The following is a 20767-nucleotide window of genomic DNA, read 5'->3' on the forward strand; positions in this document are numbered from 1 at the left end:
GTGAAATCGCAAATATAACTTATGACACAGACACAATTACAGTCGCCTGAACTTCCTGTTAATCATGGCGCTCACCCTGAAAAGTGGGAGTGGTACCACTACTTTACCTTTAATATTGACCACAAGGTGATTGGTATTCAATATCTGGTAACGGCATTTATATTTTATTTGATTGGCGGGCTGATGGCTGTTGCTATGCGCGCTGAACTTGCGACACCAGACCCGGATATTGTCGACCCTAATCTGTATAATGCTTTGATGACCAACCATGGGACAATTATGATTTTCCTGTGGATTGTGCCGAGTGCAATTGGTGGTTTTGGTAACTATTTAGTACCACTGATGGTTGGGGCTAGAGATATGGCATTTCCCAAACTAAATGCTATTGCATTTTGGTTGAATCCCCCTGCTGCGGCATTATTAGCTGCCAGTTTTTATTTTGGTGGTGGTTCTCAATCAGGTTGGACAGCCTATCCACCCCTCAGTTTAGTTACTGCCCCAACTGCCCAAACATTGTGGATTTTAGCAATTGTTTTGGTCGGAACTTCTTCAATTTTGGGTGCCTTAAATTTTGTGGTCACCATCTGGAAATTGAAAGTTCCCAGCATGAAGTGGGATCAATTACCCCTATTTTGTTGGGCGATTTTGGCAACTTCTGTTTTAGCATTACTTTCTACACCTGTATTAGCAGCGGGTTTAGTTTTGCTCCTGTTTGACCTTAACTTTGGTACTTCCTTCTTTAAACCTGATGGTGGTGGTAATGTAGTCCTTTATCAACATTTATTCTGGTTTTATTCTCATCCGGCAGTATATTTGATGATTCTGCCAATTTTCGGAATTATGTCGGAAGTTGTTCCCGTCCACGCCCGCAAATCAATTTTTGGTTATAAAGCGATCGCTTACTCTAGCGTAGCAATTTGCGTAGTTGGTTTATTCGTCTGGGTACACCACATGTTTACAAGTGGTACTCCTGGATGGATGCGGATGTTCTTTACCATTTCCACTTTAATTGTTGCAGTTCCCACAGGGGTAAAGATTTTCGGGTGGGTTGCAACCTTGTGGGGGGGCAAAATTCGCTTCACTAGTGCAATGCTATTTGCCCTCGGCTTACTATCCATGTTTGTTTTGGGTGGTTTAAGTGGCGTCACCATGGGTACTGCACCTTTTGATGTTCATGTCCATGACACCTATTATGTAGTTGCTCACTTCCACTTCGTTCTATTTGGCGGTTCCGTATTTGGGATTTATGCTGGAATTTACCACTGGTTTCCTAAAATCACCGGTAGGTTTTTAAATGAAACTTTGGGTAGAATTCACTTTGTTCTTACCTTTATTGGAACTCTTGCAACATTCTTGCCAATGCACGAATTGGGTTTGCAAGGAATGCCCCGTCGGGTAGCAATGTATGACCCACAATTCATAGCTTTGAACCAAATTTGTACTATCGGTGCTTTCATTTTAGGAGCATCAGTGATTCCCTTCTTTCTTAATGTTCTTTGGAGTTGGGGATTTGGACGTAAAGCCGGAGATAATCCTTGGAATGCTCTTTCTTTAGAATGGACAACCTCTTCACCTCCTGCAATTGAAAACTGGGATACTCTACCTGTGGTTACCCACGGACCCTATGAATATGGCTTCAATGAAGAGGACGATAATTCTGTGCGATCGGGCACTAAAGTCGAGCCAAGTATTTGAAGAAATATGCGAATGTAATTTTTATTCGCAAATCCAATTCACAAACTCAAAAGCAGTAACAGAATTTTCCAGGTTCTATACAAAAGTTTCTGGGAGGCTCTGCCTCCCGAGGCTACATTCCTTACTAGAGAGAAAAAAATAATAAAGTAGACACCATTTACCGACCAGTAATACAACCCAAATACCATCAACTGATATGACACTTGCACCCACACCAGATACTAGCCATCACGAAGAACATCCAGACTTTCGAGTTTTAGGGCTGTTAACCTTTCTCGTTTCCGAATCCCTAATGTTTGGTGGTTTTTTTGCCGCTTATTTGTTTTATCGAGGTTTGGCTGATGTTTGGCCTCCCCATGAAACTGAGGTAGAACTGATATTACCAACAATTAACACAATTATTTTGGTTTCTAGTAGTTTCGTGATTCATTTCGGCGATGCTGCGATTAAAAAAAATGACCTCAAGGGAATGCGAAAATGGTACAAAATAACAGCCGGTATGGGTGCTATTTTCTTACTAGGTCAAGTTTATGAATATTTGACATTAGGATATGGCTTAACAACCAATATTTTTTCTAATTGCTTTTACTTAATGACCGGCTTTCACGGTTTGCATGTATTTATTGGATTGTTATTAATTCTGGGAGTTTTATGGCGTTCTCGTCGCCCCGAACACTATAATGCCACCAAACATATTGGCATTGAAATGGCAGAAATCTACTGGCACTTTGTAGATATTATTTGGATTGTTTTATTTTCTTTGCTCTACATTTTGACAAGATTCTGATTTTTCAGTTATCAGTTATCAGTTAATGCGCTATCGCGCACGCTGCGCTAACAGTTAACAGCTAACTTTTGATAAATTAGTTTGAACAGGATATATTTTTTAGCTATAGGGATATATTTTGGTTATTTACAAAATTTAAACATGACTCCTATAGTAATCTCAAACTAATAATTGATAACTGGTAGCTAATTACTGATAACTGATTACCAAGGAGTTTTTATGTTAGTAGATAAGGATAGGTTTTCTTGGTTCGAAGTTCCAGAGGATATCAAAAAGTTGTTGATATTAGCTGCGGATAATTGGGAGAATAATTCTGAAGCGGAAAAATATATAAATCAAGCTTTAGCCAAAACTGGAAAAAATACAGATGTTTTAATTGCAGCATACAGATACTTTTACTATAAATATAATTATCCTATGGCATTACAAATTGCCAATAAAGTCATAGATACAATTAAAGAATTAGAAAATTTTACCAATGATTGGGAAGAATTAAAGCCAATATTGATTGCTCGAAAAGAAGAAGCGATAATTCGACTCTTTTTAAATGCTTATGCTGCTTCTGGATTGGTTTTAGCCAAGTTGGGGGAACTGGAACAAGCTAAAAAAATCTGTATACAGGTTAAAGAAATTGATAAAAATAACGAATTTGGTGCTGGGGTATTGTTTGATATTTTGACACGTCCACCAGAAGAAGATGATTAGATGAGTAATGGGTAATAGGTAAAGTTTTAAACTATACCCTATGGGTAAAAGTTCAGACAGAGTTGTGAATTTTATATATGAATTTTACATATGAGAGGAAATGATTGGCTTGTTACTGAAGATGGGAAGTACCAGGCTGGTAAGCCCGTAAGGGAATGGGATTTATTACAAGAAGATTACTATCTATATCGATTTTTAACTGAATTAGAATATACAGTAAAACAAACTAAATCAGAATTCGAATTTCTTACAAAAGTTCGTATATTAGTAAGACGTTTAATTACTAATTCCTATTGGGTCAGAAGTAAATATCCAGAGCCAAATTTTACAACAGGTACTTCTGTAGAACTTTTATATGATGAATTAGGTTTTCCATTTACAGTACAAATGGTTACCTTTACACCTGGAACAATTTCTAATATTCATAACCATGGTACCTGGGGGGTAGTCGCAATTTTAAAAGGTCAAGAAAAAAATACTTTCTGGCAAAGACAACCAACTCCTAAATTTAACGGTAAAATAGAATTTACCAAAGAACTTATTTTATCTCCGGGGGATATTATCAGTTTTGTTCCTGGTGCAATTCATTGTGTAGAAGCAATCGCCGAAGAACCAACTGTAACTTTTAATTTATACGGCGAAACAAAGTCGAAAGAAAGGTTTGAATTTGACACCACGAATCACACTGCAAAGAATTTCTAGTTGGGGAATGGGGAATTTCTCGAGAGTCCTATCTAACTAATAATTAATTAGGAGATAGTAGAATGGCAAAAGTTATTTTTTATGAAAAACCAGGTTGTAAAAATAATACAAAACAAAAAACTTTGCTTGCAGCAGCAGGTCATGAATTGGAAGCTCATAATTTATTAACCAATTCTTGGACTGCTGAAAGTTTACATTCATTTTTTGGCGATCGCCCTGTAGTTGAATGGTTTAATAAAGCTGCACCAAGGGTCAGATCTGGGGAGGTGCTTCCTGAAGAATTAGATGCACAAACAGCTTTAGCATTGATGCTAGAAGATCCATTGTTAATTCGTCGTCCTTTAATTCAAGTGGGAGAACATCGAGAAGTCGGTTTTGATGTAGAACGCATTGATGCTTGGATCGGTTTAAAAGCTGCAAATGATTCCTTGAAGGACACCACTGAAAAATTAATGAACCAAGATTTACAAAATTGTCCTCGTAAACACGAACATCATGAGAATGGTAAGTGTCATAGCTAATCAAAACCAAAACATTAATTCTGTTACGGGTAGATTACGCTCGCTTTTGGGCTACTATACCCCACAATATCAATCCCTAATTTAATAGATTGAGCGTAGAGACGTAGCATTGCTACGTCTTTATTTCCCATGAAACTAACTACTACAGGTATATTGATTTCGGTCAGCAACAGTTGTATGCTGTATTACTCATAGATTATTATTCTTATTTTATAATCCCTTGAAAGGACAAATCAATTCTGTAGAAACATCGACTGATTGGCTCTATCGTTACCCAGAGCTTTACGCTGGTACTTTTATTAAGCGCTACAAGAGGTTTTTTGTTGATGTTAAACTTGATAGCGGAGAAATAGTAACAGCCCATTGTCCCAACACAGGACCAATGACAGGGGTTTCAACTCCTGGTAGTGCTGTAATGTTGTCCAAGAGTAATAACCCCAAACGCAAACTCGGCTACACTTTAGAATTAATCGAAGTTCATGATAACGAACCTACTTGGGTGGGTGTAAATACAGCTTTACCTAACCGGGTAGTTAAATTAGCCCTAGAAAAACATCTATTTTCAGAACTTGGAGATTATTTAAAAGTTCAGTCGGAAGTACCCTACGGACAAGAGAAAAAAAGTCGTGTTGATTTTCTGTTGTCAGGGAAAGAAATGGAACGTTCTATATATCTGGAAGTTAAAAATACAACATTTGTTAAGGGTAAGTTAGCTTTATTCCCAGATACAGAAACAACACGAGGACAAAAGCACCTCAGAGAATTGATGGCTTTATTACCAGATCATCGCTCGGTTATGCTTTACTTTATCAACAGGGGTGATTGTATGGATTTTGCACCTGGTGATGAAACTGACCCTGTGTATGGTAAATTGCTGCGCGAAGCTTTATCTATGGGTGTGGAAATTTTACCTTGTAGATTTGCAGTTAGTCCAGAGGGTATTCGTTATTTGGGGTTGGCGAATTGTAGTTTTGTTTAATTGTGAATATTTCTAGGTTTGGTCAATCGTCAACTCTAAGGGGTCAGCATCTAATTATTACTACCCCTTCTATATCAGGAATATGGTAAACCCAAGCGTCGCCACTCCATCATTCCGCCAGTAATATTAAAGACTTGAATGAAACCTGCTTTGACCAGATATTTTGCAGCAATTGGGCTGCGATGTGAGGTTAAACAAATCACAAGAACAGGTTCATTTTTGGATAAATTCCTAAACCATTGAGGATAAACCCAGCTACGTAAAACCGGTATCATACCCATAATAAGACGTGGCAAACTTAAGTTCACTGCTCCTACTAAATGAAACATATCATACTCAATTTTACTACGTACATCGATGAGTAAAGGGTGTTCGGGTAATTTGACAAATTCAGAAGGAGAAATATCAATCACAAATGGTTTAACAGAAGATGTAGACGCCATATAAGTTAATTTTTTTGTGAAGTAATAATTTAAAAATCTTCGATTAATTTCCTAGATGAGTATCGAGATTATCTTTCTCAGTCGAGAGTTAAGTTGGATAGCCACCAGAAGCGATAACAAAAAAAATACATACCCCACACACGCAAACCTAGCAAATACTCCCTGTATAAATATTGCCTGACGTTAGTAAAGTAACTGAGTTATTATTATTTACGAGTATAACTTAGTGCAAAGGTACAAGCAGGTTAAGAAGTGAGATTAGTCAATTTTTCTGTAACTAATTTTCGGAGTATTACCACTGCGCATAAAATCGCAATTTCTAATACTACCATCCTAATTGGAAAAAATAATGAAGGTAAATCAAATATCCTTAAGGCTCTCTCTATAGCGATGAAGGTTCTTCAAGAACATGCTGCACCTGGAAGGTTTTTGTTTTCCAGAGCCAGAATCAAATACCGTAATGATGAAAGTTTCTATTTATGGGAAAGGGATTTTCCTATTAATTTCCAAAAAAGGAAACAGGGGAATCAATCTATTTTTAGGCTGGAGTTTGATTTAGATGAGAAAGAGGTTATTGAATTTAAAGATACTATCAAATCTAATTTGAATGGTACTTTACCCATAGAGATAAAATTTAGCAAGGAGAAAAAGCCATCTATCAAAGTTTGTAAAAGTGGAAAAGGTTCTAAAACTCTTAATTCTAAATCGACACAGATTGCAGATTTCATTGCAAAAAAAATATCATTTAATTACATTCCCGCAATTAGAACTGATAAAAAAGTTTTGCGAGTTATTGATAGTATGCTATCTCAAGAACTTCGAATATTGGAAAAGGAGCAGACATATCAAAAAGCACTAGATACAATCAAAAAACTTCAACAGCCATTATTAAATAAGTTGGCAGAAAAAATCAAAGAACCTCTATCAGAATTTTTGCCAAATATGACTGAAGTCAAAATTGACATCCCAGAGCAAGAGAGGCGAACTGCTTTAAGAAAAAAGTTTAATGTAATTATTGATGATGGAACTCCTACAAACATAGAATTCAAAGGAGATGGTGTAAAAAGCCTAGCTGCATTAGCACTTCTGAAGAACAGGTATCTAGAAGGTAGTGCTTCTATAGTGGCTATTGAAGAACCAGAGTCTCATCTTCATCCTGCTGCTATTCATCAATTAACTGAAATCATCAACTCATTAGCTACCACCAGTCAAGTAATTATTACTACACATAATCCACTATTCGTTGATAGGCATTCTCTAAAATCTAATGTCATTATTGATAATGGTAAAGCTTCTTCTGCGAGAAGTATCAAAGCAATTAGGGAAATTCTCGGAGTTAAAGCTTCTGATAATTTGATCAATGCAAATTATGCATTAGTAGTTGAAGGAGAAGAGGATGCAATAGCTCTCAAATCCCTTTTACCATTTTTGAGTGAAAAGTTAGCAAAGTTTATGAAAAATAATTTATTGGTTATTGAACCTATACGGGGGGCTGGAAATTTATCCTACAAACTTTCATTACTTAATAGCTCATTGTGTGTGTACCATGTTCTTCTTGATAATGATGATGCTGGCAGGAAATCCTATGACAAAGCTAGCAAAGAAGGACTTGTAACAGTTAAGAACTGTACTATGATAAATTGTTTGGGAATGAGCAATTCAGAATTTGAAGATTGCCTTGACATATCTGTTTATAAACAAAAAATTTATGATAAATTTGGAGTTAATTTAAAAGATAATAAATTCCGTTGTAAGTTAAAATGGTCTGAACGCATAAAAAGTGTATTTCTAGATACAGGTAAGCCCTGGAACGAAACAATAGAAAAAGAGGTAAAGAGAGTAGTTTCACAGTGTGTAGCCAGAAATCCAGGCGCGTCACTTAATACCCATAAGAGAAGCTCATTAGATGCTTTGGTGTCGGCCTTGGAGACACTAGTTAAAATCTAAATTGGCTGTATAACAATTGTGTTGGAGTCGATTGAGTAAGGATTCTGGTTTGGTTTTAGAAACCACTAACACCCGCTCAATACAAAAGGTTACCTGTAGTGCGATCGCACTCCCTACAACAAAACAAAACCCACAACAGGATCAATTCTGAAGTTCCTCTAGTTCAATTCCCAACTCCTGCATCACAACTTTAGTTGATAAATAGAACTCCTTCGCAGTCGTATGCAGACTACATCCTGGATAGTCAGAATATTTCATTGTTTGTTCACATTTTCTAAGGCTTGACTACATAAGCATAGGGTATTAATTTGCAGTACCTTTTCCCATTCTCCCCGTTGCACCATCACATCAGACTTCGGGGTAAAATATCCATATGGTCAGCATAGTCAAGTAAAGTTTTGTATTCTTTTAATCCACTTGTGTGTAAGTTTTCCAAGCTCACCCGAGTTTTTTTAGATGAATTCACTATAATCATTCTGTGTAGCGATAATATATACAAAATCTATCGCAGATTAAAGAAGTCAATTGCTGTCATCATGAGCAACGGAATTGAGTATGAGCAAAGGTACATTATTTGATAAAGTTTGGGACTCACATACGGTCGGGGTACTTCCTTCAGGACAAACACAATTATTTATTGGGTTACACCTAATTCATGAAGTTACTAGTCCCCAAGCCTTTGCTATGTTACGGGAGAGGGGGTTAAAAGTATTATTTCCAGAACGGACTGTCGCCACCGTAGACCATATCGTACCAACAGATAACCAAGCCCGTCCTTTTAGCGATCGCCTAGCAGAAGAAATGATTCAGGCGCTAGAAGATAACTGTAAGCAAAACGGTATCACCTTTTATAATATCGGTTCTGGCAGTCAAGGAATTGTCCATGTGATTGCTCCCGAACAAGGACTTACTCAACCAGGAATGACCATCGCCTGTGGGGATAGCCACACATCCACCCATGGCGCATTTGGGGCGATCGCTTTTGGTATTGGAACTAGCCAAGTCCGAGATGTTTTAGCTTCTCAAACCCTTGCTCTTGCTAAGTTGAAAGTTCGTAAGATAGAAGTTAACGGTACTCTCCAACCCGGTGTTTATGCTAAAGATGTAATTCTCCATGTTATTCGTACCTTGGGTGTTAAAGGTGGTGTCGGATATGCCTACGAGTATGCAGGTACTACTTTTGAGCAAATGAGCATGGAAGAACGGATGACCGTTTGTAATATGTCCATTGAAGGTGGTGCTCGTTGCGGTTACGTTAATCCAGACCGAGTTACCTATGAGTATCTCAAAGGTAGAAAATTTGCACCCCAAGGTTCGGACTGGGAAAAAGCTGTAGCTTGGTGGGATTCTATTCGCAGCGATGCTGATGCTGAATATGATGATGTCGTAGTTTTTGACGCTAGTGAGATTCCTCCAACAGTTACTTGGGGAATTACACCTGCACAAGGTATTGGGATTAATCAAACTGTACCGACTAGCGAAGAACTACCTGCTGATGATCGCTTCATAGCAGAGGAAGCCTATAGCTATATGGATTTAGCTCCTGGTAAGCCGATCGAAGGTACCAAGGTAGATGTTTGCTTTATTGGTAGTTGCACTAATGGACGAATTAGTGATTTACGGGAAGCAGCAAAAGTAGCTAAGGGACATCATGTAGCTCAAGGAGTAAAAGCATTTGTTGTTCCTGGTTCTGAATTGGTAAAACAGCAAGCCGAAGCAGAAGGTTTGGATCGAGTTTTCCAAGAAGCAGGATTTGAGTGGCGCGAACCAGGATGTTCCATGTGTTTAGCCATGAATCCCGATAAGTTAGAAGGAAGACAATTAAGTGCATCTTCCTCAAATCGTAACTTTAAAGGAAGACAAGGTTCAGCTTCTGGTCGGACTTTATTAATGAGTCCAGCAATGGTTGCAGCTGCGGCGGTAAAAGGCGAAGTTTATGATGTCCGCGAATTATTGAATTAATTTTAGGGGTTAGGGATTAGGGATTGGTTCTTTAATCTTGATTACCAACTTATTCCCATAATCCATAATCCATAATCCATAATCCATAACCCATAACCCATAACCCATAACCCATAACCCATAACCCATAACCCATAACCCATAACCCATAACCCATAACCCATAACCCATAACCCATAACCCATAACCCATTACCCATTACCCATTACCCATTACCCATTACTCATTACTCATTACTTAATCTAAATGACAAGCGAAGTTAAAACAGTTTCTGGAAGTGGTATTCCTTTAGTTGGAAATGATATTGATACCGATCGCATTATTCCGGCGCGGTTTTTGCGTTGTGTAACTTTTGATGGTTTGGGCGAACATGCTTTTGAAGATGACAGGAAAGCTTTAGCAGGGAAACATCCATTCGACCAACCCCAATACAAAGGTGCAAATATTTTGGTTGTCAACCGCAACTTCGGTTGTGGTTCATCGCGGGAACATGCACCCCAAGCCATATCTAAATGGGGTATCCAAGCTTTGATTGGCGAAAGTTTTGCCGAAATCTTTTTTGGTAACTGTGTGGCGATGGGTATTCCTTGCGTTACTATGGATCCTGAAAAAGTTAAAGAAATACAACAAATTTTAACTAATAATCCTCAAGCAGGGGTGAGCATAAATTTAGAAACGATGCAGGTACTATGCGGTGATTTTTCTGCATCCATTTCAATTGATCGAGGTGCTCGAAATATGTTTATCTCCGGAACTTGGGATGCTTGCGGTCAGTTAGTAGCTAATGCAGCTAGGATTCGGGAGACAGCGATGCAGTTACCTTATGTTGGTTGGAGTAATTTAGCTGCAGGTTAGTTAAGATTTTGATGTTTGCTAATACCAAATAGCTTATTACAGTGTGGGCAAATGCCCACCTATATTAATTTACAATATTTGTTTAAAAAATTTATCTGCAGACAAATATCATATTTGTAATTGAATGTGCGTTCAAATTTATGATTATTGAACAAAATTCATAATTTTTGATGAAGACCTGGATTGATTTGCTATTACTCTCCATATATCCCTGAAATACTTAATTACGACTTTTGTAACACTTCTGTAACAATATACCAATACCCCACAAAACCCCCCTTTTTTTTCCTTCTGATAATGGGAACATTAAGTTGTGATGAACCACAGACCCAAAATGTGTGAACTACCTACCATACATCCAATCAATTTGGAAACTTGAGTTTTCGCTAACTTCTTTAAAAAAGGATGTGCTTTAGGTTAATGTCGGGGCTGCTTTTTTGTTCCAAGATATGTATGCTAAAAACACCATTCTTCATCCTCTCTAATATCTCCAGTCTTGTTGGGAAAGTAGCTTAAGTCCTAATCCTAACCCCAATTCAAACTCCATTCTACTTAGCAGAGAATATTCTTTGTTCTGATTTATAAAAACTTAAGTCATCGCAGACATATACTCTACTTGGTGAAACAGCGCGGTCTTGGGGGTCTCCCCCATGAGTGACTGCTGAACCCGTAAGGGTGTAAATCTGAAATATATAGGCGACTAATACTCTATTCCAGACGTGAAGTTTAAGGTCTGGAATAGATTTTTCATTGACCAGCATTGATAATGAGTTAGGTATAGCTAAGAATAATGCTGGCTTCTTATTTCTGGGAATTCTAAAATATTATTTTCAGAGAGACTAAAAATAATTATTTGCTCTTGTTACGAATAAACTAAGTTGGTCTTCAATCTTTGTGCTAGTCTTATCCACAGGTACAATCTCAGTATTTGCGATCGCGGACATAACTCTGCTATTGAGACTTTTGTTGAGTATTAATCTCTATATGTGCTGCAACGCCACTCATGATCGTATTGTGCGATCAATTTTTTCTTATCTGTAAAACTGATGAAAGTATATCTTCGTCAGAGAAATTTGAAAGATTGCTGTAATTCTCAAAGCCGGATATAAAAGAAAAATAACTTCGTATAAATACTATGTTTATAGAATCATAAATAACATGGAGAATTGTTCGCGTAAGCCAACACGAAAGTCATCAAAAAGAAAAGCCATCAAAAAAATTTATAAAAGAATTCAACAAAAAAGAATTCAACACAAAAAAATTCACAAACGTCGCCAAAAGAGAATATCGCTTTTTACAGCTTTGGCAATTGTATTATTATTTACTGGTGGTGCTCTTGCGATCGCCTCGGTTAGAATTGGTTTTTTATTAATTGTCAGACCAAGTGAGGTTCTGTGGGTAAATCATTTTCTACCAGAGTGGGCAAAAATTAAGGATGTAGATCTCGACTTACCCCAAAGCCGCAAACAGATCGAAAATGCAATATATCACCAAGGACAAATTGCAGGGAAAGTCTTACCTTTAGCAAAAACTGCTGACCAATCCTTTTTACTTCCTATTTTTCAAAAAAGACCCAACTGTCAGTCAGATTGTCAGAAAATTGTTGAATTGAGAGCTTATAATCTTTCCCAAAGTAGTGAAGTATCGCGACAAAAACACTATGAAATGGTTGCACGCTTAAAAATTGAGGGTCCAGAAGAATCCTTCGTTATTGCTCCCTTAGTAAATATTACTAACGAAACCCAAGGTGCTAACATTGCCTTACCTTTAAATCACATCGAGTCCTTTCAAGGAAATGATCTTCCAGCAGGAAAGTGGTTTTATCTCCGGGGTCAGCGTAATTCCGGTAATCATAGTGTAAATTACGGTCATATTATTTACTACAATCTGAAACGCAAACACCTGAAAGTAATGCAATCTTGGACTAGTCCATCGGGAGATAATCCAAAATGGCAACAGGTAACAGGGGACAATACAAAAGAATTAGTTGTTAACCAAACAGTTGGTTTTGAGCCTCGAGTTCGCGTTTATCAGGCTAAGTCCTTTAACTCTATTAATAACCCTATTAGACTTCGCCTGATCGCTCTTAAACCTCCAACCTTCAAAGATAGGGGTTACCAAAAAGCTTTACTCATTGCTCGCAAGGGTCTATGGACTCCAGCTTTTAAGTGGTTACAATTTATCCGAAAGCAGCACAAAGGCAAAATATCTGCAGATTCCATCGCTCAAATTGATTTAATTCGCTTACACTCGGAACTGAGTACCAAGCAGGCAAACATCAATTGGGCAAGTCCCAGCCAACAAGTACAAGTGTATTTAATTGATGGTAGCTGGGAAAAAGCTTTACAAGTATTTGAGAAATCGCCAAGTAATTCCAAAGAAATAGTTAGCTTGCTCAAAGCAGACAGGGGTAGATTATGGGATCGCGTTAAAGTCGCGTTACAAGTTAATCCCAATCGTCCCCAAGTTCAAACATGGGGGGCTCTAATTTTAGCTGCAAAATTTGGAGATTCACGGGCAAAGTCATGGTTAAAAACGCAAAAAAGGTTAAATAAAAATAACTTTGCACGTCTTGAAATTTTGTTGGCAAGAATTGAGGATAGGACACAATAATTACAATCATGTCCCATTGTTTTTCTGGGAAGTTTTATTCGAAATTAGGTAGATATCCAAATTAGAAGTGACATGCTGCCACACTCGCTGGATCAAATATGGGGTGGGAACATGTCACATACAAGAAAATATTGATGGATAGTGTCTAGGACATTAATCCTTTTAAAACATAGATTTGAGTAATTGGTGTTTTATATTTGGATTCAAAAAACTGATTTCTTATTCTTGTTTGGTATTTGCGGCCAATCGCTTCAGTTGTAAATGTTTTAGCTCTTGAAGTAGACAATCCACCTCAGCTTGTAAATGCATGAACTTGACCTGTTGGTCGACCTTATAGGGAGATTGATTTAACTTCGTTGCCACCATAGTTTGAGATTCTCGATCAGACACACTGGATATAGACATCGTTAACTGAATGGAAATTTAACTCACACCATAAAAAATATTATAATAGCGTAATATAAAGAATCATTAAATTATTATATATTTGCCATTGTCATCCGTAATTACCAGGAAGTTATCACATACTTGGTTACTTAAGTAGGCTGTGCTACAAAATTTACAACTATGGCAATATGAGACTGAATAGAAATGAAACTGTAGGAGCAAAACTAAATCCTATGGAACTGAATGGAAGATTAGTTAACGGAAGATTAATTAACAGATTTGGAAAAATATTAAATCTTGAGAAATATTAAATCCTGAATAATGTAAATCCTGGCTGTTGATCTATGCATATTAAAGGATACAATAATATATTGCATTGCTTGATAATTAAAGCGGCAATCGTCTTGTAGTTCCATCTTGTAAATTCAAGATTTAGATTTCAAGATAAGTAACAACTGCCTGCATTTTTTATTTAAAGTTTTTAATTTCTGATTAAGAGGCCTATTAAAAACCGTGACTTTAAGCCTGTCTGCTGCGACATCTCAACGCCAACCGTGGCGTGGATTGATAGAGCAATATCGTGAATACTTGCCTGTAAGCGAAGAAACTCCGGTAGTAACTCTGTTAGAGGGTAATACTCCCCTTATCCCAGTTCCTGCGATCGCAAAACATATTGGCAGACAAGTAAACGTTTTTGTTAAGTACGATGGTCTCAATCCCACCGGTAGCTTTAAAGACCGAGGGATGACAATGGCAATTTCTAAAGCCAAAGAAGCAGGAGCAAAAGCAGTAATTTGCGCCAGTACCGGAAATACCTCAGCAGCAGCAGCAGCTTATGCAAAGCGTGGGGGAATGAAAGCTTTTGTCTTGATTCCGGACGGCTATGTTGCTTTGGGAAAACTGGCACAGGCTTTGCTTTACGGAGCTGAAGTACTGGCGATCGAGGGTAATTTTGATGAAGCTTTAGAAATCGTCCAAGAAATTGCCCGTAATTACCCCGTTACTCTGGTCAATTCTGTTAATCCCTATCGTTTAGAAGGACAAAAAACGGCAGCTTTTGAAATTGTAGATACTTTGGGTGATGTTCCAGACTGGTTATGTATCCCAGTTGGTAACGCCGGTAATATTTCTGCCTACTGGATGGGATTTTGTGAATATCATCAAGCCCAAAAATGCAAGCGTTTGCCCAAAATGCTGGGTTTTCAGGCTGCAGGTTCTGCACCTTTAGTTAAAGGTGAACGAGTTATGAATCCAGAAACCATCGCTACTGCAATTCGTATCGGTAACCCAGCCAGTTGGGAAAAAGCTGTTGCGGTAAAATCAGCTAGTATGGGTGGTTTCTATGCTGTAAGCGATGAAGAAATTCTTGATGCTTATAGGTTACTCGCATCGACAGAAGGTATTTTTTGCGAACCTGCAAGCGCTTCTTCTGTAGCAGGTTTATTGAAAGTAAAAGACCAAGTACCTACTGGAGCAACAGTAGTTTGTGTATTGACGGGAAATGGGTTAAAAGATCCAGACACAGCAATTAATCATAGTAATCCCCAGTTTAAAAAAGGTATACCAGCAAATATCAAATCTGTTGCTGAAGCTATGGGATTTTGAGTGTTAGCGATAGGTAAATGCGTACTTTACGTATAATATCTAAGGTTAATTAACGGTTTCTTTGTCTTTATGCTAATAGTTTCTTAATAACCCAAACCCCAAAGGTTGGTGCTTACTGTTCGCTCCTCCCAGTACTAACTTTAGTTTTCTGTTGTTTAAAACCATCAATCGCATCGCCCAAAGCTGTAGTAAGGCTTTTACGGGTTTGAATGTGCATTTCTTGTTCCGTTTTTAAAGCTTGCTGTAAGCGATCGCGTTCTTTCATCACACCGATTAGTTTAACTTTCAGTTCTTTAATTGAATTCAGTTGTTCTACTTCATCCTGAATTTTTGTGGCTGTTTGAGCATCTGGTAACTTTCCATCGTCGATACCTTTTATTTGTTGAATTTCCGACTTTAAAGAACCTATAGTTTGTTGAAATAGTTGTACGTCTGTACGACGTTGTTCCGCTTCGGTATTATAAAGTTTACGCCATTTCTCTGAACTCTCCCAAGCCGATGTCAGTTGGGTTTGTAAATCAATTATTGCTTGTTTCAATTTCTGAATTTCTGTTAACCACTTCTGTGTTAAGTCTTGACTCATAAAAATCCACATCTATATTATGTTAGCTTGCATTCTCTCACAAAAAGCCAGAATTCAACCTGGCATGAAGCTCAAAAATTTTTAAAATAACTAATAAGTAAAATTGTAATTTTAAGATATTCTATTGGAGTTATTTAAACTTTGATAAAGTATAAAACAAAATTTCAAAGCTTTAACGAGAAGTTGAAATCAAAAATATCTTTATCGATTACAAGACCTACAATAGTTATTAAGTATCATAGACATCAAAAATTATACAAATCACCAAAGTAGAATGTAAAGTCTGTACGCAGAAATTTAATCACTTAATTGATGATTTAATTCAATATAGTTTGTAATTCTATGGTTTTGACTTTGATACTTTCAATATAATGTTTTCAATAATTATTTTGAACTCTCAATAATTCATTTTCAATCAATTAATTAATTAATTAATTAATTATTATTAAGATATAACTAGTTGGATTGATACATCATAAAAATATTAGGGTTGCTACTGTTGGAATATTGATGATGAATTTCTGATTCACCAAAAATATAATGACTCAGCAAAAATACTCTAATAATTTAAATAATAATTCAAATAAGCTACTTGCTATGATTCGAAACTGGTTATCTGATAACTTGGGTGTAAGTTCAGTTCGTAAAGAACAGGTTTATACAGACATATACAAATCAGTAAGTTTACAAGATGTTAGCTATTGGGTTGAAGTTCTGTTTGCTGCAGGAATTGCGACTTTGGGATTGGTACTCAATAGCCCCGCTGTAATTATTGGTGCAATGTTGATATCACCATTAATGGGATGTATTCTCGCTAATGGATTATCACTAGCAGCAGGTGATGTTATTTTAGCTTGGCGGGCACTAATTAAGCTAATTTTGAGTTGCGGTGTGGCTATTTCATTTGCATTGTTTTTGGTATGGTTACTTCCATTTAAGGAAATGACACCTGAAATTTTAGCCCGCACTCGCCCGAATCTTTTAGATTTAGTTGTGGCTTTATTTTCTGGTGGTGTTGGTTCTGTAGCAATTTGCAAACAACCCAAGGGTGTTGTTACTTCTATTCCAGGAGTTGCGATCGCTGTTGCTCTCATGCCACCATTATGCGTTGTGGGCTACGGTTTAGGAATTGCAGCGAGTCAAGGTTTTACTAATGGATTACAGGTTGCTAGTGGTGGTGGGTTATTATTTTTTACCAATTTAGTAGCCATCACTTTCACTGCAATGATAGTTTTTCTGGCATTGAATGTTGATAGCGCCCGTGCAACACAAAGTATCAGGAAATGGCGTCAACAAGATAAGGAAACTATCTGGATGCGAAACATGCTGGGAAGTTTACCAGCTTCCAAGAAACTGAAGAAAATTGGTACGCTTCCAGCCCGGTTTATGTTGATTTTATTTACCATAGTTGCAATTTTTATTCCTCTTAATCAATCATTTAGGCAACTGAAGCAAGAAGTTGCGCGCCAACAAGAGGAAAACTCGATTAATTCAGCAGTAAGGGAAGTATGGCAAGAAAATTTTGCTCAGTTACCAAATGGCGAACCGCGTTCTTTTATTGGTGGGATGGAAACGCGGATAAAAGAGCAGAGATTATTAGTTCAAATTCAGGTTTTTACTAGTAAGTTGTACGCACCAGAAGAACAAAATAGTTATGTAAAAAAACTTGCTTGGCGTTTGAATAAACCACCAGAATTATTAGCCCTCAAGTTAATTGAAATTCCTACAGCATCCAATGAAGTGATTCGCTCTTTACCACAACAGAAGCCAGAAACAGTAGAACCAGTCGTTGTTACAGTTGCTCAATTACATGCTAATTTTGCTCAAGAAATACAAACAGCTATGGGCAATCTGCGATTACCACCACCAGCTGAAATGGTTAATTATGAACTTACTACCACTCCCACTACACCATTAAAAGTTAGGGTCATATATTTAAGCGAACGTGACATTAGTTCAGATGCTCAGTTGTTATTAGCAGATGACATTAAAACTAGATTGGCTTATCCATCTGCGATAGTTCGCATGAATAGAATTTCTCCTGCGTTGGGAGACATATCATTTACCCGTGATGAATCTCAACTGACTCAAGTAGACATCGAAAAGTTGGATCGAGTCGCAAATATTTTACAACAACAGTCGGCTTTACGCTTACAAGTAATTACTCACAAACAAGCTGACGAACCGAAGGAAATTTTACTTGCTCGTTTCCAAGCAATAAAGGAATATCTAGAGTCAAAACGGCAAATCAAAGCTGACAGAATAATAATGGTAAATGGAGATACTTCTCGATTTAATGCAGTACTCCGATTAACGACAAAATCTTCAAATCAGACTTTTGTCGCCCAATCTTTTGATAATTCCGTTCTCTAATTCTTGATTTATTTCTCAATACGAATCTATTACTTAGGATTATGCACTAATAAATACAAGTTTATTCTGGGAACTTAATTTATAGAAGCTCAACTTTAAAAGAGGGGATATTTTCTTTGCATAGCTTAAATGTAAAGTTATATATCTCTTTTTTCTTATTCACTTTTTCAATACTGATTTTCTGAGATTTTGTGTAACTTTGGGTAGAAGATCTACATTATACCGGAATATCATTTACTTCGTGAATCTTTAGATTATTTGCAAGAGTAAATAATTCAAAATAGTTTTAATTACGATAACTATATAAATTTAATTATTTGTTATTTCCTAACAATCGAATAAAGTTTAATATTTTTTAATTCTAAACGAGTTAATAAGTATTCGATGTATGTTGACTTTTTGTTAAGTAAATATACACCTAATCGGTAGATTAAAAGCATTTTGAGGGAGCATCTACTTTTGGAAGAAACATAATTATTGGTGACCCCAAATCCAATCATATCGTTGGTCTAAAAAATATATCTGCCGAAAGTGGATGCTCCCAGCTTCTCAATCCCAAGCAGAATCAGCTTTAACATTAGATGAACTCAATTTTAAAATACTAATTTCAACTATCTGGGCAACATTTAGAGGATTAGGAATAGCATTGCTGGGAGCAATGGGTAGTTACATGAATGGGACTAATGGCTTGTTGATTACTTTAACTTGCACTTTTATTTTTACTGGCATTCTGTTTCTAGCTGCTACAGCTTTAGAATATAGGCTGAGCAAATTTTATACTTTTATTGTCCTATCTTTAATCCTAGAAGTGGGTTTATTGAGTGGATGGATTATCCATTATTTCCTCAATTAAACAGACCCAAGCAAAATAGACAATGGAATTCTTGGTACCGCTAATTCATTACTACACTTTAATCTCAGACCTTTTGACAGCAAAAATACATTGATTGGCTGCATGTATAATTAAGTCTTAAAGAAGAATAAATTATAGTTATTTCAACGTTTACAATCTTTTGCATTGTTTAAAAACAACGCGATAACAAAGGCTAAGAGTATTATTCAGGAATAGATTTTTGAAAGCATTTTTATCCCCTTGGCAATATATATCACTTACTAAAGTGGCACATACATATAAATATAGTTTTGCAGGCAATGTAATATTAAATATTAGAGAGCAATCTATAGTATTAGCAACCCCCGCAAAGGAGGCGGTAAAAAAAGTGAAGCACAAGTAAGTACCACATTGATTGAAGATTAATCTTTCAAAGGTACATATGGTTTAGCAATGTTTGCGAGAAGAAACCGAGACCGGATGTTGCTTAACAACACCGTAATTGTGTTTTGCGATTCTGAGTAAGTCTTGTAACTAGAAATAAGAAATTTATTAGTTGAAATTACAAAAGAATTTCCTCAAAACCAATAACTAATTTAACGGGCAAACAACGATTAGATCGGGTAAAGTTGATTTTTTATTCGTAATTGTTCTGCTTTGAGTATATAACTTAAACATTGAAAATTAGATGTTGCGGATATAACTGTCAATAAATACTCGATTAAATATATTGTCCTTTCTTATATTCTGCCAAAGCTACTGCTATGTAGTATTTTCTTGAGAATAATGCAAAATTAATTGCAATTAATATCGTTGCATTGAGTCATTTCTTGTAAATGCAGTTAATATCTGCCTGAAAAGTAATATTAAATACTGATTAATATTGGATTACTCATATAGGTAATTCCCATTTTAATTGCGAAAAGTGCTAATAGCCAGTCGCGAATAAATTACTGATGCAGATATCTCTTTCATCGTTTTTTTAGTAGTGATTGTGTTCCAATAACATTGTTATCTACTACTAATTTATCCACATTTATCAACAAATATTCTCTTTAAAAACATGAAATCTACTACTTCTTTCTTAATTTCTCTTGGTATTGCTGTATCTGCTGTAGTTGGAACATCTTTTAGTGTTTTAGCATCGCAACCATACCAACAAAAATCAACTGTTAGTACACAATCTTATCAATCTACAACAAATACTCAAACTTCAAACACTCAAACTTCTTCTACTAAAGTTTCTTCAAAACAAGTAGCTCAAATTTTTGGTGGTTCTCAACAATCAAAACGTCCTGGAGATAACTATATTGGTTTAGGAAGTATTATTGGAGGAGATACTGATTTCGTTGATGCTGCAATTATTAGTAAGGTAAAACTATTGAATTTAGGTTCTTCTAAATCGATATCTGTTAGACCTTCAGCTGTATTTAGCAATGGCGATCTCGATGTACGTATTCCCGCAACTTTGGACTGGACCAAAATCAACCGCGATTTGGGAGAATTCAATGGTAGAGTTACTCCTTATGCTGGTGGTGGAGTTGCAATTGATTCAGGAGGAGATGCAGATTTAATGCTAACTGCTGGAGTCGATGTTCAGCTAACTCCTAGATTTACTGGTACAGCTGCAGCCAATGTTCTATTCTTAGGTGAAACCGAATTTGATACAACTGTTGGTGTTGGTTACAATTTCTAAGTTTTAGACTTCCATAGCTTAGTTTTTAAAGCTTAGAAATATGGGGGGTGTAAAATTACCCCCAATTAATCAAAAAATTTCT

Annotated in this window: 19 protein-coding genes; 14 read left to right on the plus strand and 5 right to left on the minus strand. The window is 36.6% G+C overall.

Features of this window, described 5'->3' with window-relative positions; translation table 11 throughout:
* Window positions 1-21 precede the first annotated feature (21 nt).
* The 6 genes from ctaD (at window position 22) to sfsA (ending at window position 5389) form a co-directional block, all read left to right on the plus strand.
* Window positions 22-1695, plus strand: a complete 1674-nt coding sequence (gene ctaD, locus QNJ50_RS00895) for a cytochrome c oxidase subunit I (RefSeq protein WP_300631065.1) — start codon at window positions 22-24, stop codon at window positions 1693-1695.
* A gap of 196 nt (window positions 1696-1891) precedes the next feature.
* Window positions 1892-2482 carry a heme-copper oxidase subunit III gene (locus QNJ50_RS00900; protein ID WP_300631066.1) on the plus strand — a complete coding sequence of 197 codons (591 nt, stop codon included), beginning with the start codon at window positions 1892-1894 and terminating at the stop codon, window positions 2480-2482.
* Window positions 2483-2701: 219 nt separating this feature from the next.
* Window positions 2702-3187 (plus strand): hypothetical protein, encoded by a 486-nt coding sequence (locus QNJ50_RS00905; RefSeq protein ID WP_300631067.1) that lies wholly within the window; start codon window positions 2702-2704, stop codon window positions 3185-3187.
* A 90-nt stretch (window positions 3188-3277) separates the two neighbouring features.
* Window positions 3278-3889 carry a cupin domain-containing protein gene (locus QNJ50_RS00910; RefSeq protein WP_300631069.1) on the plus strand — a complete coding sequence of 204 codons (612 nt, stop codon included), beginning with the start codon at window positions 3278-3280 and terminating at the stop codon, window positions 3887-3889.
* Window positions 3890-3951: 62 nt separating this feature from the next.
* Window positions 3952-4410 (plus strand): ArsC/Spx/MgsR family protein, encoded by a 459-nt coding sequence (locus QNJ50_RS00915; protein WP_300631071.1) that lies wholly within the window; start codon window positions 3952-3954, stop codon window positions 4408-4410.
* A gap of 220 nt (window positions 4411-4630) precedes the next feature.
* Complete coding sequence (gene sfsA / locus QNJ50_RS00920) at window positions 4631-5389, plus strand: DNA/RNA nuclease SfsA (protein WP_300631073.1); 759 nt, start codon at window positions 4631-4633, stop codon at window positions 5387-5389.
* 74 nt (window positions 5390-5463) lie between these two features.
* Here sfsA and QNJ50_RS00925 read toward each other — a convergent pair whose 3' ends face one another.
* Window positions 5464-5832, minus strand: coding sequence for a rhodanese-like domain-containing protein (locus tag QNJ50_RS00925; protein WP_300631075.1), 369 nt, complete (start codon window positions 5830-5832; stop codon window positions 5464-5466).
* A gap of 252 nt (window positions 5833-6084) precedes the next feature.
* Between QNJ50_RS00925 and QNJ50_RS00930 the strand changes: the two genes are divergently transcribed.
* A complete protein-coding gene (locus QNJ50_RS00930; RefSeq protein ID WP_300631077.1) occupies window positions 6085-7779 on the plus strand; it encodes an AAA family ATPase in 1695 nt (564 codons plus the stop codon).
* A 555-nt stretch (window positions 7780-8334) separates the two neighbouring features.
* Window positions 8335-9741, plus strand: a complete 1407-nt coding sequence (leuC, locus tag QNJ50_RS00935; RefSeq protein ID WP_300631079.1) for a 3-isopropylmalate dehydratase large subunit — start codon at window positions 8335-8337, stop codon at window positions 9739-9741.
* Between the two features lie 49 nt (window positions 9742-9790).
* On the opposite strand, the gene QNJ50_RS00940 is transcribed toward leuC, so the two are convergent.
* Window positions 9791-9940, minus strand: a complete 150-nt coding sequence (locus QNJ50_RS00940) for a hypothetical protein (protein WP_300631081.1) — start codon at window positions 9938-9940, stop codon at window positions 9791-9793.
* Between the two features lie 47 nt (window positions 9941-9987).
* Here QNJ50_RS00940 and leuD point away from each other — a divergent pair, with 47 nt between their 5' ends.
* On the plus strand, window positions 9988-10596 hold the full coding sequence (gene leuD / locus QNJ50_RS00945) for a 3-isopropylmalate dehydratase small subunit (RefSeq protein WP_300631083.1): 609 nt from the start codon (window positions 9988-9990) through the stop codon (window positions 10594-10596).
* 548 nt (window positions 10597-11144) lie between these two features.
* Here leuD and QNJ50_RS00950 read toward each other — a convergent pair.
* Window positions 11145-11357 carry a hypothetical protein gene (locus QNJ50_RS00950; protein ID WP_300631085.1) on the minus strand — a complete coding sequence of 71 codons (213 nt, stop codon included), beginning with the start codon at window positions 11355-11357 and terminating at the stop codon, window positions 11145-11147.
* A gap of 541 nt (window positions 11358-11898) precedes the next feature.
* Between QNJ50_RS00950 and QNJ50_RS00955 the strand changes: the two genes are divergently transcribed.
* Window positions 11899-13209 carry a hypothetical protein gene (locus QNJ50_RS00955; RefSeq protein WP_300631087.1) on the plus strand — a complete coding sequence of 437 codons (1311 nt, stop codon included), beginning with the start codon at window positions 11899-11901 and terminating at the stop codon, window positions 13207-13209.
* Window positions 13210-13428: 219 nt separating this feature from the next.
* On the opposite strand, the gene QNJ50_RS00960 is transcribed toward QNJ50_RS00955, so the two are convergent.
* A complete protein-coding gene (locus QNJ50_RS00960) occupies window positions 13429-13614 on the minus strand; it encodes a hypothetical protein (protein ID WP_027844279.1) in 186 nt (61 codons plus the stop codon).
* 495 nt (window positions 13615-14109) lie between these two features.
* On the opposite strand from QNJ50_RS00960, the gene thrC reads away from it, so the two are divergent.
* A complete protein-coding gene (gene thrC, locus QNJ50_RS00965) occupies window positions 14110-15201 on the plus strand; it encodes a threonine synthase (protein ID WP_300631092.1) in 1092 nt (363 codons plus the stop codon).
* A gap of 112 nt (window positions 15202-15313) precedes the next feature.
* Here thrC and QNJ50_RS00970 read toward each other — a convergent pair whose 3' ends face one another.
* Window positions 15314-15784, minus strand: coding sequence for a hypothetical protein (locus QNJ50_RS00970; RefSeq protein WP_300631094.1), 471 nt, complete (start codon window positions 15782-15784; stop codon window positions 15314-15316).
* 597 nt (window positions 15785-16381) lie between these two features.
* On the opposite strand from QNJ50_RS00970, the gene QNJ50_RS00975 reads away from it, so the two are divergent.
* From QNJ50_RS00975 to QNJ50_RS00985, 3 genes are all read left to right on the plus strand, one after another.
* The gene (locus tag QNJ50_RS00975) at window positions 16382-18157 is read left to right on the plus strand and encodes a DUF389 domain-containing protein (RefSeq protein ID WP_300631096.1); all 1776 of its coding nucleotides are present in this window, start codon (window positions 16382-16384) and stop codon (window positions 18155-18157) included.
* Window positions 18158-18692: 535 nt separating this feature from the next.
* Window positions 18693-19010, plus strand: a complete 318-nt coding sequence (locus QNJ50_RS00980; protein ID WP_300631098.1) for a hypothetical protein — start codon at window positions 18693-18695, stop codon at window positions 19008-19010.
* 1042 nt (window positions 19011-20052) lie between these two features.
* Complete coding sequence (locus tag QNJ50_RS00985) at window positions 20053-20685, plus strand: hypothetical protein (RefSeq protein WP_300631100.1); 633 nt, start codon at window positions 20053-20055, stop codon at window positions 20683-20685.
* Window positions 20686-20767: the final 82 nt, after the last annotated feature.

Origin of the sequence: Mastigocoleus sp. MO_188.B34, assembly GCF_030065675.1 — a bacterium.
In the GTDB taxonomy this organism is placed as follows: Bacteria; Cyanobacteriota; Cyanobacteriia; order Cyanobacteriales; family Nostocaceae; genus Mastigocoleus.

What these genes read in the sequence shown, in the direction of transcription:
- ctaD (WP_300631065.1), top strand. Translation starts at nt 22, where the DNA reads ATGACACAGACACAATTACAGTCGCCTGAACTTCCTGTTAATCATGGC.
- QNJ50_RS00960 (WP_027844279.1), bottom strand. Translation starts at nt 13,614, where the DNA reads ATGTCTATATCCAGTGTGTCTGATCGAGAATCTCAAACTATGGTGGCA.
- QNJ50_RS00985 (WP_300631100.1), top strand. Translation starts at nt 20,053, where the DNA reads ATGAAATCTACTACTTCTTTCTTAATTTCTCTTGGTATTGCTGTATCT.
- QNJ50_RS00925 (WP_300631075.1), bottom strand. Translation starts at nt 5,832, where the DNA reads ATGGCGTCTACATCTTCTGTTAAACCATTTGTGATTGATATTTCTCCT.
- QNJ50_RS00980 (WP_300631098.1), top strand. Translation starts at nt 18,693, where the DNA reads ATGCTCCCAGCTTCTCAATCCCAAGCAGAATCAGCTTTAACATTAGAT.
- QNJ50_RS00940 (WP_300631081.1), bottom strand. Translation starts at nt 9,940, where the DNA reads ATGGGTAATGGGTTATGGGTTATGGGTTATGGGTTATGGGTTATGGGT.
- QNJ50_RS00975 (WP_300631096.1), top strand. Translation starts at nt 16,382, where the DNA reads ATGATTCGAAACTGGTTATCTGATAACTTGGGTGTAAGTTCAGTTCGT.
- QNJ50_RS00900 (WP_300631066.1), top strand. Translation starts at nt 1,892, where the DNA reads ATGACACTTGCACCCACACCAGATACTAGCCATCACGAAGAACATCCA.
- leuC (WP_300631079.1), top strand. Translation starts at nt 8,335, where the DNA reads ATGAGCAAAGGTACATTATTTGATAAAGTTTGGGACTCACATACGGTC.
- leuD (WP_300631083.1), top strand. Translation starts at nt 9,988, where the DNA reads ATGACAAGCGAAGTTAAAACAGTTTCTGGAAGTGGTATTCCTTTAGTT.
- QNJ50_RS00910 (WP_300631069.1), top strand. Translation starts at nt 3,278, where the DNA reads ATGAGAGGAAATGATTGGCTTGTTACTGAAGATGGGAAGTACCAGGCT.
- QNJ50_RS00970 (WP_300631094.1), bottom strand. Translation starts at nt 15,784, where the DNA reads ATGAGTCAAGACTTAACACAGAAGTGGTTAACAGAAATTCAGAAATTG.
- QNJ50_RS00915 (WP_300631071.1), top strand. Translation starts at nt 3,952, where the DNA reads ATGGCAAAAGTTATTTTTTATGAAAAACCAGGTTGTAAAAATAATACA.
- QNJ50_RS00950 (WP_300631085.1), bottom strand. Translation starts at nt 11,357, where the DNA reads ATGCTGGTCAATGAAAAATCTATTCCAGACCTTAAACTTCACGTCTGG.
- QNJ50_RS00905 (WP_300631067.1), top strand. Translation starts at nt 2,702, where the DNA reads ATGTTAGTAGATAAGGATAGGTTTTCTTGGTTCGAAGTTCCAGAGGAT.